This is a genomic window from Furfurilactobacillus milii (assembly GCF_009864005.1).
Lineage (GTDB): Bacteria > Bacillota > Bacilli > Lactobacillales > Lactobacillaceae > Furfurilactobacillus > Furfurilactobacillus rossiae_B.
On record NZ_WEZQ01000026.1, the window covers coordinates 88,091 to 103,544 of the forward strand.

16 protein-coding genes are annotated in these 15,454 nt (G+C 43.4%); 10 read left to right on the forward strand and 6 right to left on the reverse strand.

Translation table 11 applies throughout. The annotated features are described in order from the left end of the window. The first annotated feature begins 179 nt into the window (after positions 1-179). Positions 180-1,457: a CPBP family intramembrane glutamic endopeptidase gene (locus GB993_RS12125; RefSeq protein ID WP_161004487.1), complete on the forward strand. Its 1,278-nt coding sequence runs from the start codon at positions 180-182 to the stop codon at positions 1,455-1,457. A gap of 575 nt (positions 1,458-2,032) precedes the next feature. On the opposite strand, the gene GB993_RS12130 is transcribed toward GB993_RS12125, so the two are convergent. Continuing rightward, positions 2,033-4,120, reverse strand: a complete 2,088-nt coding sequence (locus tag GB993_RS12130) for an LTA synthase family protein (protein ID WP_161004488.1) — start codon at positions 4,118-4,120, stop codon at positions 2,033-2,035. Between the two features lie 219 nt (positions 4,121-4,339). Between GB993_RS12130 and GB993_RS12135 the strand changes: the two genes are divergently transcribed. The 5 genes from GB993_RS12135 (at position 4,340) to GB993_RS12155 (ending at position 7,876) form a co-directional block, all read left to right on the forward strand. Next, positions 4,340-4,999: a histidine phosphatase family protein gene (locus tag GB993_RS12135; RefSeq protein WP_161004489.1), complete on the forward strand. Its 660-nt coding sequence runs from the start codon at positions 4,340-4,342 to the stop codon at positions 4,997-4,999. 260 nt (positions 5,000-5,259) lie between these two features. Continuing rightward, positions 5,260-5,748, forward strand: coding sequence for a GNAT family N-acetyltransferase (locus GB993_RS12140; protein ID WP_017261499.1), 489 nt, complete (start codon positions 5,260-5,262; stop codon positions 5,746-5,748). 54 nt (positions 5,749-5,802) lie between these two features. Beyond that, positions 5,803-6,264, forward strand: a complete 462-nt coding sequence (locus GB993_RS12145; protein ID WP_161004490.1) for a MerR family transcriptional regulator — start codon at positions 5,803-5,805, stop codon at positions 6,262-6,264. 3 nt (positions 6,265-6,267) lie between these two features. After that, the gene (locus tag GB993_RS12150) at positions 6,268-6,897 is read left to right on the forward strand and encodes a TMEM175 family protein (protein WP_431188887.1); all 630 of its coding nucleotides are present in this window, start codon (positions 6,268-6,270) and stop codon (positions 6,895-6,897) included. Between the two features lies 1 nt (position 6,898). Beyond that, positions 6,899-7,876 (forward strand): linear amide C-N hydrolase, encoded by a 978-nt coding sequence (locus GB993_RS12155; protein ID WP_161004491.1) that lies wholly within the window; start codon positions 6,899-6,901, stop codon positions 7,874-7,876. A gap of 128 nt (positions 7,877-8,004) precedes the next feature. Here the strand turns inward: GB993_RS12155 and GB993_RS12160 are convergent, their stop codons facing one another. The 4 genes from GB993_RS12160 to GB993_RS12175 all read right to left on the reverse strand — a co-directional run bounded on the left by GB993_RS12160 (position 8,005) and on the right by GB993_RS12175 (position 11,929). Beyond that, positions 8,005-8,925, reverse strand: a complete 921-nt coding sequence (locus GB993_RS12160) for a magnesium transporter CorA family protein (RefSeq protein WP_161004492.1) — start codon at positions 8,923-8,925, stop codon at positions 8,005-8,007. A 42-nt stretch (positions 8,926-8,967) separates the two neighbouring features. Then, positions 8,968-10,014, reverse strand: coding sequence for a YdcF family protein (locus GB993_RS12165; protein ID WP_161004493.1), 1,047 nt, complete (start codon positions 10,012-10,014; stop codon positions 8,968-8,970). A gap of 9 nt (positions 10,015-10,023) precedes the next feature. After that, on the reverse strand, positions 10,024-11,232 hold the full coding sequence (locus GB993_RS12170; protein WP_161004494.1) for a VanZ family protein: 1,209 nt from the start codon (positions 11,230-11,232) through the stop codon (positions 10,024-10,026). 148 nt (positions 11,233-11,380) lie between these two features. Beyond that, entirely contained in the window at positions 11,381-11,929 is a 549-nt protein-coding gene (locus tag GB993_RS12175) for a DUF805 domain-containing protein (RefSeq protein ID WP_161004495.1), read from the reverse strand. Between the two features lie 211 nt (positions 11,930-12,140). Between GB993_RS12175 and GB993_RS12180 the strand changes: the two genes are divergently transcribed. The 4 genes from GB993_RS12180 to GB993_RS12195 are packed head-to-tail and all read left to right on the forward strand — an operon-like array spanning position 12,141 to position 14,799. Further along, positions 12,141-13,031, forward strand: a complete 891-nt coding sequence (locus GB993_RS12180; RefSeq protein WP_161004527.1) for an ATP-binding cassette domain-containing protein — start codon at positions 12,141-12,143, stop codon at positions 13,029-13,031. Further along, positions 13,031-13,906, forward strand: coding sequence for an ABC transporter permease (locus GB993_RS12185; RefSeq protein WP_161004496.1), 876 nt, complete (start codon positions 13,031-13,033; stop codon positions 13,904-13,906). The genes GB993_RS12180 and GB993_RS12185 overlap by 1 nt, the downstream gene beginning before the upstream one ends. A gap of 27 nt (positions 13,907-13,933) precedes the next feature. Beyond that, positions 13,934-14,398: a LytTR family DNA-binding domain-containing protein gene (locus tag GB993_RS12190; RefSeq protein WP_161004497.1), complete on the forward strand. Its 465-nt coding sequence runs from the start codon at positions 13,934-13,936 to the stop codon at positions 14,396-14,398. Between the two features lie 8 nt (positions 14,399-14,406). After that, on the forward strand, positions 14,407-14,799 hold the full coding sequence (locus GB993_RS12195; protein ID WP_161004498.1) for a DUF3021 domain-containing protein: 393 nt from the start codon (positions 14,407-14,409) through the stop codon (positions 14,797-14,799). Between the two features lie 171 nt (positions 14,800-14,970). Here GB993_RS12195 and GB993_RS12200 read toward each other — a convergent pair whose 3' ends face one another. Beyond that, entirely contained in the window at positions 14,971-15,447 is a 477-nt protein-coding gene (locus GB993_RS12200; protein WP_017261458.1) for a MarR family winged helix-turn-helix transcriptional regulator, read from the reverse strand. Between the last annotated feature and the right edge of the window lie 7 nt (positions 15,448-15,454).

Genomic DNA, 15,454 nt, shown 5'->3' on the forward strand with positions numbered 1-15,454 from the left:
ACGGTTTTAATCTCTTGTTATGATTGCCTCGCATCAGCACGTTGATATGTTTTTAGTGATATGATTATAAAATCATAAGATAATTCCAGCGAAATTAAAGTGACCGATAAAACTTTAATAAATGATTGGAAATTCCGTTATCGAATAACACGAAATTACTAAAACGAAGGTGAGCGGATATGGCAAGACAGGGATTAACGACAAACATAGGATTGCGACGCTGGTTTTTCGTGCAGGTAATCATTCAAGAGCTTATTTTGATTGCAGGGCGTGTTGTACTCCATCAAAGTCGAACTACGCTGGTGGTGCTACTGGATGTGATGCTGGTATTGAATTTATTAGGGTTGATTTTGTTGGCCCCGAATGAGGAAACATTAGCAAATCGTCATTGGTTTAAACGTTTTCTGTATCGTTTTAATCACTATGGCCAAGTATTTGTTCAGACGGTGACGGTTTCATTGGTACTTATGGTATTGGCGGCCATCTGTGTGAAGCGGTTGCACGTTAATGCTAATGGTGCTGCAATCGTAGTCTTTATCATGTCATTGCTGGTTTATATTCCTATCGGCGTGTTTGCTTACGGCCGCATTGAATCATTGGTTGGCCGGATTGTGGTCCTCTTCTCAGTTTGCTTTGAGGTCATCGTGATTGCGCCAGAAATTGCGGTCACGTCGTTTGAAAAGTCATTGGCGCCAGTAGTAAAAGACTTGGCAACCAGTGGTTTTATCGGTGCCGTTAGTTTCGTGATTATTACGGGCTTTGCAATGAAAGTTTGGGGGTTCCGTTTGCCACGATTTGGGTTTTCCAGAACGGCACAGTGGTGGGTCATCGTTTTGCTAGCGTTGTTTTGTGTTGGCTACGTCATTTTTAATAGTTTTGAAGCAGGAACATCGTTTGGCACCCTGTGGGAATTCGACTTTCACATGAAGTCACCGACTTTCAAGATGATGTTAAACGGTGTGGAACCTGGAATTGTGGAAGAATGGATGCTTCGCTTTGCCACGCTTAGTCTCATGATGCGTGCGTTTGAGTTTTCACGTCATCAGTTTGGCTGGTCTGTGGCTGTCACGAGTATTTTGTTTGGCCTGTTTCATTTGCCGAACGGGCTTCAGGGGCAAAGTTGGTCAGCTACATTTGAACAGGCGCTGTCGGCAGCCAGTATCGGTTGTTTGCTAGCCGCTTTGTATTTGTACACACGAGCTTTGTGGTGGCCGATGTTGTTCCATTTCAGCATTGATAGCTTTGTGTTTATGAGCAATGGCACGATGACGATGGGTAAACCAGGGATGTTTGACTGGTGGATGACCGTTATCCTAGCCGTTATCTTTATCGCCATCACCATTTTCTTACTGACAGGTGAGCGGGGTCGCAATGCCAAACGGAATTTCCCAGAGTTTACTGGGAATGGGTTTTTTTTCGGCGGTTCAGTTGCCCTTCAAACGTTTCCAACCCGTTAGTTATGTTGCTTGCGGTTGCCACCATTGACACGCTCGCCGTGGGACCGGTTCAAGCCCGAAGTTCGCGGTTTTTCACCTCGCCGTAAAACCTCGTGAAGACCGCGAGTTTTTACGACCGTCCGTAACCTAAATTCGGGAAACCACCGAATTTAGGTTACCTTCACGGCTCGGTGTCAATGTTGGCGCCCTCCAGCTGATATAACTGGAAATTTTGTACGTAGCATTTTTAGCACTAAATTGGCAGGCAACCAACAATCTACTACATGAGTGGAGCTGACCGAAGACAGAGTTCCGTGTCGGCAACGCTTGGCGGCGGAACTTTGGCCGCTTAGTGTTGCGGGATGACTTATGAGACGTGGGTTTCGGCTCATAATCAAGGTTAAAGACTCCGAGTTTAAGGAGGCTGAGACCGGTTCCCACGGAACGGCGTTTTCGGTCAGTGTAACGGGCTTAAAACTTTTGAAATAAAGTTTACGAGCATTGTTACGGCGCCGATAATTTAGAAGTAAGCAAAAATACCCATCGCAATGGTTAATTTCCGTTTGCGATGGGTATTTTTGTGGTATTGAAATGGATCAACGACCCTTGTCATCAACCTCAGGGGCATCCGTGTGGTATAACCCTTCGATTGATTTATTGCCGTTTTGACTGTACAGCGAGGTGCTACCGACGCCGCGATCGCGTTCGATCTGCTCGGCTTTCTGTAACCCCTTTGTGTACTTATATTTACTAGGATCAACAGGGGTAAAACCATCTGGTTTGTAGAATCGCAATAGGTTCTTTTGATTCAATGAATCAGACAGGCTTAGTTCCTTGGTCACCTTGGCCTGCTCGGCGTCTGTGTGTTTCTTCTGTGCAGCTGTTAGGTTAGCAGGTTGACCAGTTTTGTTGTTGTAAATGGTGCCGGAAAGAGACGTGTAAGTCGGCGTCACAAAGTCTTGGTTACGGAAAGCCACGACTTGATCATGGTGTTTGGAGAAGAGGTCGGTACCAAACTGAACATACTTTTTGGAGTTGATGCCCAATAAGTGGAGCAGCGTTGGTTCAACGTCAATTTCACCACCATATTGATGCTCGATCTTACCATGACCATTGCCCGGAATATGAACCATAAATGGCACACGTTGTAGTTGGGCGTTGTCAAAATTGGTCCAGTTGTCTGGATCCTTCCCAAGGACACTGGCGAGACTCTTGTTTTCTGAATTGGAAATCCCGTAATGATCCCCATAGATGACGATCATTGACTTGTTATACAGTCCCGAGGACTTCAAGAAGTTGAACAGTTCCTCAACGGATTGGTCCAAGTAGTGGTTTGTGACAAAGTAGTTATTAACCGCGGAGTCATCGGTATCAGTCGTTTTGAAGTTGGGATCTTGGTCTTCCTTGCTTAGTTCAAACGGGAAGTGGTTTGTAACGGTCAGATATTTAACATAAAACGGCTGTTGCAGGTGTTGAAGGTACTTTACGGAGTCGTCAAACAACAGCTTGTCCTTCAAGCCATAACCCATGGAACGATCACCACTGTGATTGTAATACGGTTGTGAGAAGAAGTATTGATAACCCAAATTTGGATATACGTTATTTCGGTTCCAGAATGTTGGCACATTACCATGGAAAACGGCAGTGGTGTACTTTTCAGGTGACTGTTCGAGAATCGCCGGTGCGGCTTGGAAAGTTTCGTCGCTGCCCAGTTGGGCAAACAACGACCCCTGGGGCAGGCCGTACGTACCTGCTTCTAGCATGTTTTCCGCGTCAGACGTTTTCCCTTGGCTCACCTGATGGAAGAAATTATCAAACGCATAGGTATCCTTAGAATGATAAATGCTGTTTAAAAATGGCGTGACTTCTTTACCATTAACTTTTTGGTCAATCGAAAATTGTTGGAAACTTTCAAGGTGAATCACAATCACGTTGCGGCCTTTAGCGGCACCAAACATCGTTTTATTTGGTGCGGCATAATGTTTCTGCGTAAAGTCAGTGACATCCTTTAGTTCAGACTTGGTGGCCGCGGCCCGCATTGAGGATGTGTGCCATTCACTAGCACCATCGTAAGCGGTGAAAAAGTCTAGTCCGAGGTACTTAACCACATATGTCCGGTCAAACGTCCGCGTCATTAATTGAGAACGGTCCATTTCAGCAACAGCTAAGTTGAATGTAATAAACATAAGAGCAAACGACGTCACGGCGAAGCCGGTCTTTTTCGGCAGTGCTAGTTTGTCAAACTTCAACCAACGAAAGGCAAACAGCAGAATTAAAATGACTAAGTCCAACCAATAAAGGGCATCATGGGGCATGGTCAGGGCGAGAGAACTGCCTGATAAGCCCTGATTGACTTTGTCGTAGCCAGTCATTGTCGAAACTGTCATGTAATCGGTGAATTCACGGAAGTAAATCACGTTCAGATAAAGTAAGACAGTATTTAAGATGTAGGTTAACGTCAAGATTGGATAGAAGAACCGCGCCCGCCGTGCATAGAAAGCGAGGCCGAATAATAGAAGGCTAGTTCCAATCGGATTGATGGCGACAGTGAAGGCTTGAACGGGATCACTAATGGAAATGTGAAAATCGATCGCGTATGCCAACATTGTTTTGGCCCAAAAGACAAAGACCAGAAGCCAGAACAAACCGATTCGGGTGTTAAGTTTTGCTTGCAGCTTACGCATGAATCAAGGTCCTCTTTTTAAATTTACTCGTCAAAAAGCATATGACATAGTTTACCACGTCGGCCAGTGGCTGTTCACTATTGGCAAAATGACCTTACGCAAACTTTAACCGGCTAAAGAATGTTTACGTTCCGCAAAGAAGCCCGTCAATTTTACTTAACAACGGTACCGTCGTGTATAATAGAGTCTAGAAAACATTAAAATTTGGGGGTTATTAACATGGCATCAGTGACACTGTATTTGGTCCGTCATGGACAAACTTATTTTAATATTTATAACAAACTGCAAGGTTGGAGTAATTCACCGTTGACCGACAAGGGCCTAGCAGATGCTAAGTCGGCTGGTGAACGGCTAGCTAATGTGTCGTTTGCAGCGGCCTATTGTTCTGACACAACGCGAGCGCAACAAACAGCGGCAACGATTTTGACTGAAAACAATGTTTCAAATGTCAAACAACCGATTAGCAGTCCATTTTTCCGCGAACAATTCTATGGTTCGTTTGAAGGCGAAAACATGAATTATGTGTGGGACCAAGTCGGCCGTCCACATGGATTAAATGGGTTTAAAGAAATCGAAGAAAAATATTCAATTGCCAAGGCGAAGGACTTCATGAAAGAGGCCGATCCGTTTCATGATGCCGAAAGTAACGACGAATACTGGCAACGAATCGATCGTGGTTTTGATTTGATTCGTGAAAACGATGATCTTTCTGACGGCGATAATGTATTAGTTATCAGTCACGGCAATACGTTGCTCAGTCTGATGGAGCGCTACGGAGGCGGCAAGTATGATCTCAGCGTCCGTCCAGAAAACGGCAGTGTGACCCGCCTTTCCCTCGATGATCAGAAGATTACGGTGTTGGGGTATAACGAAAAGTGAGCGTGACCAGCCCGGGTTTAGGGCTGGGAGCGCGTTATGGCTATGTAGCAGTCGAGAATCGAGCGGTCTTTGCTTGGTTTTCATCAGCTTCGGGTTATGCACAGTCTTCTGGGCGGCAGTGACACGTTTTGGCTATGTAGTAGTTTTGCCTGTGCAATGGTCAGTTTCAGTTGTGCACAGGCTTTAGGGCTGGGAGCGCGTTATGGCTATGTAGCATCAGCGACATCAATTTAAATAAAAGAATAACTAAGGAGCAATAAATGAGTTTATTTCACTGGGGTAAGAAGAAAGAAGAAAAACCAGAACTTGATATTGAACAGCTTAAGGGAACAGACGGTAAGGTTTACGAAGATGCTGTATCTGTCCGCTTAGCTGTTTTTGTCGACGAACAAGGTATTGATAAGGAATTAGAGTTGGATGGTCATGACGAAGACGCAACGCACTATGTTGGTTACGATCATGGCACACCGGTCGTGACGGCGCGAGTCAAAGCCTTAGATGATGATCTACTTCAGATTCAACGGGTTGCAACCATTGATTGGGCACGGCACCGTGGTTATGCCGTCGCGCTGATCAATCAGATTACGGCTGATGCCAAGGAAAATGGTTTCAAGACGTTATATCTAGAAGCGCAAGAAACAGCTATCAGTTTTTATGCCAAACAAAGTTTCGAAGCTTATGGTCAACCGTTTTTGGAAGCTAACATTTGGCACCGTAAGATGACTAAGGAACTATATCCAGAAGAATAGCACATGGACGTCATAATGAATTTCAGTAACATGCATTAACCTGGAGGTGGGTGGATGGCGCGAACAAGTTTGCGCGACACCAGTAATGGTAAAATTTTTAGCACGGCGAATTTAATTTTCGGTATTAGTCAGATCAGTAAAATGACGGATGTTTCAACTCGTCAACTTCGTTACTGGGAATCAAAGGGATACATTAAGCCTAAAGAGCGTGAAGACGGTAATACGTCGCGTTTGTACGGCTATGACACGTTTTTAAAAGTGTCTGGTATCAAACTGATGTTGGATGAGGGTTACACCCTAGCTGCCTCTGTTGAACGCACAGATGCCTTGATGGCGGAAGCGTTCAATATTCGTGGCTTTTTGCTGGATGCGTATCATGGCGAGGCTACGATTGACGGGCAAACAATGCTAGACCTTGGTTATTTTGATGAAGATCATACGCAACGTTTGTACGCTCACAGAACGGAAGATAACCGCGTCCATTATGTTGTTAAACCAGAAAATGGAGCAAATTGATCGATGATGTCTAAATCACGTTTGGAAGCATTTAGTGATGGCGTTTTTGCCATTTTGATTACGATTCTTGTGTTGGAATTTCACGTTCCCGAATATCACCAGGGTCATTTAGCAGCGGCAATTGCGCAACAGTGGCCGGAATTTCTAGCTTATGCAGTCTCTTATTTCTATGTTGGGACGTTATGGCTTTTTCACCACGATTATTTTGCAAGTTTGAAGGCAATTGACCGAAATATGAATCTGATTAATTTGTTGTCTATGTTTAGTGTGACGTTGCTAGATTATCCCATGAGTTTGGTGGCAACGGCGATTGCAGAACGTAATTCAGCGGATATCCGCGTGTCTTTCATGATTTATTCTGCCGTAGCATTCTTTATTTCCGCTGTTTATTATTTGTTGTATCACTATCTTTATCTGCATCAACAGTTGATGGATAAGAATCATTTTATGTTTGACCGTAATATAAAAATGGATCCATTGCGGTCAATGACTTTGTATGGATTAGCAATTATTATGTCAACCTGGTCCAATTGGATTGGCGGTATTTTATTGCTGTCTGGCATTGCATTTCACTTTATTGCGTATTTGCATTTAAGTCGTAATCGCCGTCAGAATAGCAAACTGGAGGTTTAGTATGTGCACCAGTATTTTCCAAATTGCTTGTGACGGTACGCACGTCCTATCACGGACGATGGATTGGCCGACACTTGATGTCAGACCGACGTTTGTGCCACGAGATTACGAGTGGCAAAGCGATTTTGACCATCGTGTGCATAAAAATCAGTACGCGATTGTCGGCAGTGCCTTTCAATTGCCACATCGTATTGACATGTCGGATGGTGTTAATGAATGGGGGCTGACGGCGCAGAAATTAACGTTTGCCAATGGTTCCAAACGTGCCGTTGAGCGGCGTGATGACAAAGTACAATTGGCGCCCTATGAGTTTGCGTTCTGGCTGTTGGGTAACTTTCGGTCTGTGGCAGAAATTGAAGCGCATATCGATGAAGTCGAGCTCATGGCTGACACATACAGTGACCGCAAGTATGGGCAGTCAGAACTGCATTTTGCAGTGGCTGACCGCACTGGGCGGATGGTGGCTATTGAACCGACGATTATGCCAATGCGTGTGGTCGATGACCCACTGGGAATTTTGACAAACGTACCCAATTTTGAAAAGCAGATTGACCGATTAACTGACTATATGGAATTTACCCCTGAATTTCTGGCGGGGCAGGTCCCGTTAAATACCGCCAAGGTCACTACCGGTAACTTATCGGGTAAGTCGATTCCACCTGGTTCATACAGCCCTTCGTCACGATTTATTCGGGCGGCTTACTTCAAAGAGCGGGCCAACCAACCGTTTAATGAGGACGACGCCATTATTAGTAGCTGGCACTTATTAGATGGTGTTGCGGTACCAAGAAATACAGACCATCAGCAAACATATTCTGTTTACCGTGCAGCAGCGGTTTGTGAAAGTCGCACGTATTACTTTGAACCGTATAATCGTGAAAGCATTGTGAAGTTGCAGCTAACGGATGACATGTTGGCGTGGCAGAAACCAGTTTTTTACGATGTGGCTGATGAACTGCAAGTGGCATCGGTACGATAATGTGACGGCAAGTAGATTGTCGTTCAGAAATAATTAATTTAATAATATAAAGAAGACTTCATGTTGGTAATCCTATCAACATGAAGTCTTCTTTATTGTGGTGACGAAAAGGATCATCCATCTACCGATCAAAAAAAACGGTAATGTCGCAAAATGAGATAAACAACGGCGCCAAGCGCGATCATGATCAGAATGGTAATTTGCCAGCCATAGGGATTGTGCTCAAATGGCAGCGCAACATTTTCACCAAAGAAACCAGAAACGATGGTTGGCACAGTCATGATAATTGAGTAAGCTGTCAAGAATTTCATCGTGTTGTTCAGACTGTTATCAATAAGGTTTGAATAAGCATTTGACACACGCTCAACCACGTCAGAAGCCATCTGGGCCATTTCTAAACCCTGTTGCGATTCAACTAGTATATCCGTAATATGTTCATTTTGATCTGCATTGACCGGTACGACTGGTGTCCGTTGCAGATCCTTAAGCATGTCTGTGTTGGTTTTTAACGCAGTCAGATAGTAAACCAAACTTGTCTCAAGGTCCATGAGTTCGTTAATGGCACTGTGTTCAGGATTAGTTTTTAAACTCCGTTGAATTTCTGCCCGCCGCCGGTCAATCCGATTGATTTTGTCCAAATAAGTCGTTGTCAGTTTGTACATCAATCCTAAAATGGCATCGATTGGTTGCTGTTGCTCAATTGGCGGCAATATCAATGCTGAATTGGAATTGATAACCAGATTATGCACATAGTTCGTGGTACCGCTGGTGAACGTATATACTCGTTTGCCTTTGAACAGAAAACCAATTGGCGCCGTAGCTGCTTCAGGGGAATCATCCGGTAAATCAGTGATGACATTAAAAATCATCAGTGAAATGCCTGCTTCCTTGTCAAATTCGATGCGGGCACGTTCACTAGGGTCGGTTGCGTACCCGTACATTTCTTCAGTTAGTTTGTAACTCTGAATGAGGCGGCGATGCTCAGCAGCTGTCTCATCCTGCACATCGACCCACTCAAAGTTATTATTGATTTCAATTGGTGTCAGCATAATTTGCCTCAAAAATTCAGAATAAAATCGTTTACAGTCCCATTATCCATAGAACCATGGAATCGCAATTGTTAGAACAATAATCAGAATCAGCGCTAATAGATGGCGTGTTTTGTGTAACCAGGTCAGGGCTGCATATTCACGAATGAGACCCCGATGATAGTAGTGCGACCGTGTTGGCGCAGCGATGCCACGACTGTTTAACTTGAGCATCGCAGCGAATACTGAGGCACGAAAGACGTGAAAGTTATTGGTCACAAATTCGATTGTTGGGTGTGGCTCATGAATAACATCGAGTGAATATTGAAAGTTTTCAAACGTACTCGTTGATTTTTCTTCCAAACGGATAGCCGCGGCAGGATAACCGTTATCCTTCGCGTAGGCTGCCATGGCAGAGGATTCACTGACGGTTTCATCAGCGCCCTGACCGCCGGACATGATCAAAATCGGCCAGTCACCAGTCTCATCTTTGGCAATACTGGCAACGCGCATTGCAGTGTCCACACGTGATTTCAACAGTTTAGACAGTTGATTGCCATGATGTAAGCCACTGCCAAGCACGATCACGTAATGTTCACCGTGCAGTTTTGTCTGACGTGGGTAAGTCCAAGTGGCCACGAGGAAGTCAGCAATCGTGATACACATGTAAGCACCCAACAGGGTGAGCGCCGTGTTGACATACTTCATCGGTGTCAATAAGTCAGTAGGCCAGACGTGAGCAGGAATAAAAGGTAGGACGGCCAGCGCAAGTCCAAGGATAATTGCAAAAATGGTTAGCGCGCGAAAATGACGCCGTAATGGTCGAAAATGCCAGTTGATCAACATGACCCAATCAAATAAACCAAGTGTGAGGGCCAAGTACGCGAGTCCACTGAGAATCCGCCAGCCAATATGATGAGTGTCTGATAGTGATGCCAACAAAATAATTGGCATACCCAGTAAAATAACTGCTCCAACGACGAGATACCAAGAATTTAGGAGGCGTCGGGGATCACGACGATATCCAAAGATAGCCAAGGTTACGGCCACAATAAAAATAATAGCGGGAAAGAAAATTAGAAAATTAGTCACTTGCGATAATGAAAACATGGAAACTCCTTAACGTGATTGATGGCGTTCAGAACGAGTTGTGTATTTCTTCTTAGGTGAACTAGGTGTCGATTGTTTGCGAACGGGAGCAGTTGCTTGGTCATCATCAGTAACAAACGACGAAATGGTTGTCGTGTGACTCAGCCGCTCGAATAATAGTGGATACGTTGGCATCATTGCGGCAAGAACGATATCCACCGTGAAGATGAGGATCATCAATACTGTAAACGTACCAATTAGTCCAAACGACGTTAATTGACCGTGAATATTAAAAATATGCTGTAGACCAAGGCCAATTAAGATAAGTGGCATATAAATAACCAAATTTCGAATGATCACCTGTAACCATGAAGCGGTACGCCAGTTGGTTGCCTTAACTTGCAGGTAGACAGCACGCAGGCCAATTGTAGTACCCTTGAAAAGCCCCTGTGGAATGAACACGAAGAGCAACAACCCTAATATCAGCAACAACCACATGTTAGGTTCGTGATCAAAGGCGATACCACCAATCATGAAAATACCGGTGAATGTGCCGACGAACAGCATGTCGATGATGAAAGCTGTGAACCGTCGTAATAGGCCGACCTGATGTGCGCGTTTGGCATTTGCTGTTTCAATTCGTTCCTTACTAGGTAACAACCATGAAAACAATGGGGCACCCAGCCAGCCAATGAAACCACCGGTCGTATTAAGGAGTAAATCATCAACGTCAAACAGACGGTAGGGACGAACGTACAAGCCGTATAAACCAGTTAGTTGAGTGACTTCAAAGAACAGGCTTAAACAAAATGACAAGATAATGGTTGTGAAGAAACCGCGTTTGAAATAGTAATGGAGATAAAAGCCAAACGGAATGGTCAGCATGACATTGAAAAAAGGCTGTTGAAATCCTGCAGTGTGTAACGTTGGAATCCAAGTTGCGGCGTTATGAAGGCTGAACCCGGTGGCTTTAAAAGTATAGTACACCAGCAAGGGATGAAAGTTGTGTGTTGGTGTCGTTAATGCGGCCACAGAAGCCCGCGATGGTAACGGCAAAATAATGAGAAAGTAGGCACAGAGTAAATAAAAATAGAAACTATAATTTACAAAGACCTGCCAACGTGAAATCGCGCCATAGCGATGATAGTGGTAAGCAAATAGCGGTACGGCCATGGCAATCGCTAAAAGCGGGAACAAAATGACTGCCACGTGAATTGGTTCAAGATATTGGCGCCACATTATCGCCACCTCCAGAAAATTCAAGATAAACTCTGCTCTAAATTGTACCACGGGTGAGCGGGTCGTATGATAGTCCAAACACGAACGTGATGAACCTTAACAAAATTAATGAATGAATTACATTACGTTTTTGGGGAGCCAGTTCAAGTCATAACGATAGTGTCGTTGTAGATGGTGCGGTATCGGCTGGAAAAAAGCGGTTGTGGTCAATAACACTAGGCAATAGAAGCAAATAGATGAAACCAATACTGAACAAAACAAAAATCGTCGCCGTAGTGCTTGCAAAGATAAGTGCCGCATCAGTGTTTAGTTGGCGCGTCAATACATAAATTATTAATAGCAATAAGTCGACAGTTACGTTTAAGCCCAACCAACCCGCGGAGCGATTAGCATCGTGTAGGCGACGTACGAACAATGTCAACGACGGTAGTAATGCAATGATGGTGTAACCAATTAATAGAATCAGTAAAGGAAGGGCAGAAGTAGCCGCAGTAACTAGTAATCCAAACGAAAGCCCACTTTTTCCAGCATCGATTGAGGTTAAGAAATCACGGATAGAGTAGGTTGTGGGGATTAAAAAGATCAGAATAAAAATAGTTTGCCAGAACTGCCAGCCCCAGAATTCTAGTCGGTTAGCTCGCCCACGAAAGTTTGTGTAATTGCGCCAAAATGATAAAAACGTCTGTATTAACCCCATTGGTAGGCCCCTCGAATCCAATTAAATATTATCTAATCAAATTCTTATTTTATCATCTTTTTTTAATAAAGTCTGTGATGCCTGTTCGATTTTGAAAACTTTAGTATCTGATAGCAACCACTTGTAAGCTTTTTTTGACTACATAGCGGGGTAAGACGGATTTTTAAGAGTGGTTCATTCTATCATGTCTGCATAGAGGTGAGGGATAATGATTATTCTTAAAACGGACCATTTAACGAAACGTTACGGCGATAAGACGGTGGTTTCAGATTTAAATTTAACAGTTCAGTCTGGCCAGTTAATTGCATTTTTAGGGCCCAATGGCGCAGGGAAATCGACAACGATTAAGATGTTAACGTCGTTGTTACCAGTTAGTGAAGGTTCAGTGGAAATTAATCAAACGACTAACATTCAATCTATTCGTCAAGATATCGGAATAGTATTTCAAGAAAGTGTTCTCGATAATGAGCTTACTGTCAGAGAAAACTTAACGATTCGTGCACGTCTATATGGATCAGGCGTAGTTAAGAATGTTGAGCCAATTATTGCAAAGGTTGGTGCATCGGCATTTGCAGACCAACTGTATGCATCTTTATCAGGCGGACAGCGTCGTCGAGTTGATATCGCCAGAGCTTTATTGCATAAACCGAAGCTATTATTTTTAGATGAACCAACAACGGGGCTGGATATTCAGACGCGTTTCAGTATTTGGTCGATGCTAAAACGAATGCAACGTGAAGATGGACTGACAATTTTTCTAACAACACATTACTTAGAGGAGGCAGAGCAGGCCAACGATGTTTATATTATTGACTACGGTAAATTGATCGCTCACGGTACAGCACACGAATTAAAACGTCAGTTTGCGAGCGGTGTACTGATTGTGTGGTCAGAAAATTATGCCACCCTTTGTGACCAAATGCCGAAAACGTGGACCACACAGTTGGATGATCAGGAACATGTCATTCGTGCACATGTTCCAATTGACGCGAATGTTATCGCTTTTTTGCACGATCATCAAAATGACTTTACTGATTTTGAATTTCATAAGGGCAGTATGGACGATGTGTTTTTGGCATTGACAGGCAGGGAGGTAAGATAATGACAGCAATTATTGATCGTAATCTAAAACTGTTTTTTCGTAATCGGGTTGGTGTATTTTTTTCGATTTTGAGTTCTTTGATTGTTTTATTACTGTATATTGTTTTTTTAAAACATAATATGATTGTCAGCTGGCATCAAATCAGTCGGCCAACGCGCTTGTTAGATCCGTGGCTAATTGGTGGCATGTTGTCCGTTACAGCTGTTACCACAACTTTAGATGGTGTGCGCCAGTACGTTACCGATCAGGAACGAGTGGCCGTTGATTTTGAAATTGCACCAGTTAGCGAGTTTAAATACCAATTAGCGTACGGCATAAGCGCATTTATCATTGGTGTCATGATGCAGATAGTGGTATTTATTGTTAACGCAGCCTATTTTGGATTAGCAGATGGGGTATACTTTGGTTTTTCGACGGACGTTAAACTTTTTCTGGTATGCGTTGAGAATACCCTCGTTACGTCATTAATAAGCATGGCGTTAGCAACATGGGTCAAGTCAATTGATACATGGTCTACCATGGAAAGTATCGTCGCAACAGCAAGCGGCTTTTTGTCAGGGATCTACATTCCAATCGGTTCATTGCCGCGTTTTGCACAAACACTAATCAAATTTTATCCTGGTGCGTATAGTGCGTCATTGTATCGTCGAATTTTAATGAACGAACCGATGAAGCATGTCTTTTTAAATAATGAAGCTAGTGTTCAACGTGCGTTTCAGTCTCAACTTGGTATTGGTTATATGATTCATGGCGTTGTTACAACGTTTGGTAGCGAATTTATGGTTACAATGCTGTTTGGTGGGCTGGCTGTAGCATTCATTGTAATCAAAATTGCGGTAGAGCACATGCAGGAACGTCGATTGCGGTACAATTAATTCAAATTTGAACGAGCGTGATTAAATATGAAAATAAGGTTTGAAAGCGATGATCGGTTGTCACCCGAAGCGCTTGAAGTGACTGTAACGGCTGCATCATATAATCAGGAAGCACATAGATTAATGGATTATCTGGGGCATTTTAGTGAACAACGTGAGGATTTTCAGACCGTTTTGACTGCTAATGAAGATGATCGAATCAGCATTATTCAAGAACAAAACGTTATCGCTCTGGAAGTGTATGGCGATACCTTGTCAATTTTGACTGTTAATCATACGTATAAGACCCACCAACGATTGTATCGGGTGCTGGATCAACTAAAAAGTCAGGATTTTGTTCAAATTTCTCGTGGAGTAGCGATTAACTTGAATTATTTAAAAGCGTTGGAAGCTGGTTTTTCTGGAAACATGACCGCAATCATGACGACTGGACAGAAAGAAAACGTAAGCCGTAAATATTTGGTTGATGTTAAACGTCATTTGGGATTGTAGGTGTAGATATGAAAATAGTTTTTCGGCATTTATCATATGGTTTAGGTGTTGGCTCCACTGTTTACTTGATTTATGGTCTATTGCCGCACGCGGATGATCCCAGATATACGCCGTTTGAAATCGCTAGCGTGTTGATTGTCAGCATGTTGATTGGCCTATTATCATTGATTTTTCAAACGGACCGAATTAGTTGGCCACTTCAGTTATTAATTCATGCAGTAGTGACGTTTGGTTTAATTGCGACAATGGGGATTATTAATCGGTGGTTTACGTTACAAACGATGTTCCGGAGTGCTTTTTGGTCATTTTTGATTGTATATGTTTTAGTTTGGGCATTCTTAGCATTGGATCAACTAGTCACGTTACGACAAATCAATCGTCGTCTCAAGGAGCGTCGGTAAGCAGGGCTAGCCGAAAGCAAAATTTATACGAACCTTTGGTAAATAACAAAATGTAAACGGCCCAACTTGGGGTTAAACAATTGCAATCAATAAAAAATCGACCACTTAAACGAAAAGAGTCTAAGTAGTCGATTTTTTAGTTGGCATATAAGCAGGAAATAGTGAGTGGCTTTAGAAAGGTTGCCCCTGGTTTAAACTACCTTCAACAGTTTCGAGAAATTTGAGAATTGTTTTGCGATCGCCCTTGCTGAACTTTTGCGCAATGCCAAGGTATGTTTCGTTAATTTCACGGTCAATTTCCTGATATTCACGAGCTAGGGTAACGCCATCACCTGTGAGCGCCAATGTCGTTACCCGACGATCTGTTTCACTGACTTTAGTATCAACTAACAATTCTTTGTTGAGCTTACGAAGTGCTTTTGTAACAGCGGGTTTTGAGATGGCAAAGTGGTCGGCCAAAATGCTGTTAGTGACTGCTTCATCACTTTGAAGTAGAAATTGCAGAATTTGTAGCTGAGTTAGGCTTAGCTGGTAAGCGCCAATGTGGGCAGCTGCTCGTGTCCGCAATAATGTGTTCTCATTGGTGGCGACATGGCCCATGGTCTGTCTTAAATGGTCTGCTACTTCTTCAACTGTCACTTTTGCCATGTTCAAA

Bases quoted from the DNA above. Each gene is read 5' to 3' on its own strand.
- GB993_RS12125 (WP_161004487.1), top strand. From the start codon at position 180: ATGGCAAGACAGGGATTAACGACAAACATAGGATTGCGACGCTGGTTT.
- GB993_RS12130 (WP_161004488.1), bottom strand. From the start codon at position 4,120: ATGCGTAAGCTGCAAGCAAAACTTAACACCCGAATCGGTTTGTTCTGG.
- GB993_RS12135 (WP_161004489.1), top strand. From the start codon at position 4,340: ATGGCATCAGTGACACTGTATTTGGTCCGTCATGGACAAACTTATTTT.
- GB993_RS12140 (WP_017261499.1), top strand. From the start codon at position 5,260: ATGAGTTTATTTCACTGGGGTAAGAAGAAAGAAGAAAAACCAGAACTT.
- GB993_RS12145 (WP_161004490.1), top strand. From the start codon at position 5,803: ATGGCGCGAACAAGTTTGCGCGACACCAGTAATGGTAAAATTTTTAGC.
- GB993_RS12150 (WP_431188887.1), top strand. From the start codon at position 6,268: ATGATGTCTAAATCACGTTTGGAAGCATTTAGTGATGGCGTTTTTGCC.
- GB993_RS12155 (WP_161004491.1), top strand. From the start codon at position 6,899: ATGTGCACCAGTATTTTCCAAATTGCTTGTGACGGTACGCACGTCCTA.
- GB993_RS12160 (WP_161004492.1), bottom strand. From the start codon at position 8,925: ATGCTGACACCAATTGAAATCAATAATAACTTTGAGTGGGTCGATGTG.
- GB993_RS12165 (WP_161004493.1), bottom strand. From the start codon at position 10,014: ATGTTTTCATTATCGCAAGTGACTAATTTTCTAATTTTCTTTCCCGCT.
- GB993_RS12170 (WP_161004494.1), bottom strand. From the start codon at position 11,232: ATGTGGCGCCAATATCTTGAACCAATTCACGTGGCAGTCATTTTGTTC.
- GB993_RS12175 (WP_161004495.1), bottom strand. From the start codon at position 11,929: ATGGGGTTAATACAGACGTTTTTATCATTTTGGCGCAATTACACAAAC.
- GB993_RS12185 (WP_161004496.1), top strand. From the start codon at position 13,031: ATGACAGCAATTATTGATCGTAATCTAAAACTGTTTTTTCGTAATCGG.
- GB993_RS12190 (WP_161004497.1), top strand. From the start codon at position 13,934: ATGAAAATAAGGTTTGAAAGCGATGATCGGTTGTCACCCGAAGCGCTT.
- GB993_RS12195 (WP_161004498.1), top strand. From the start codon at position 14,407: ATGAAAATAGTTTTTCGGCATTTATCATATGGTTTAGGTGTTGGCTCC.
- GB993_RS12200 (WP_017261458.1), bottom strand. From the start codon at position 15,447: ATGGCAAAAGTGACAGTTGAAGAAGTAGCAGACCATTTAAGACAGACC.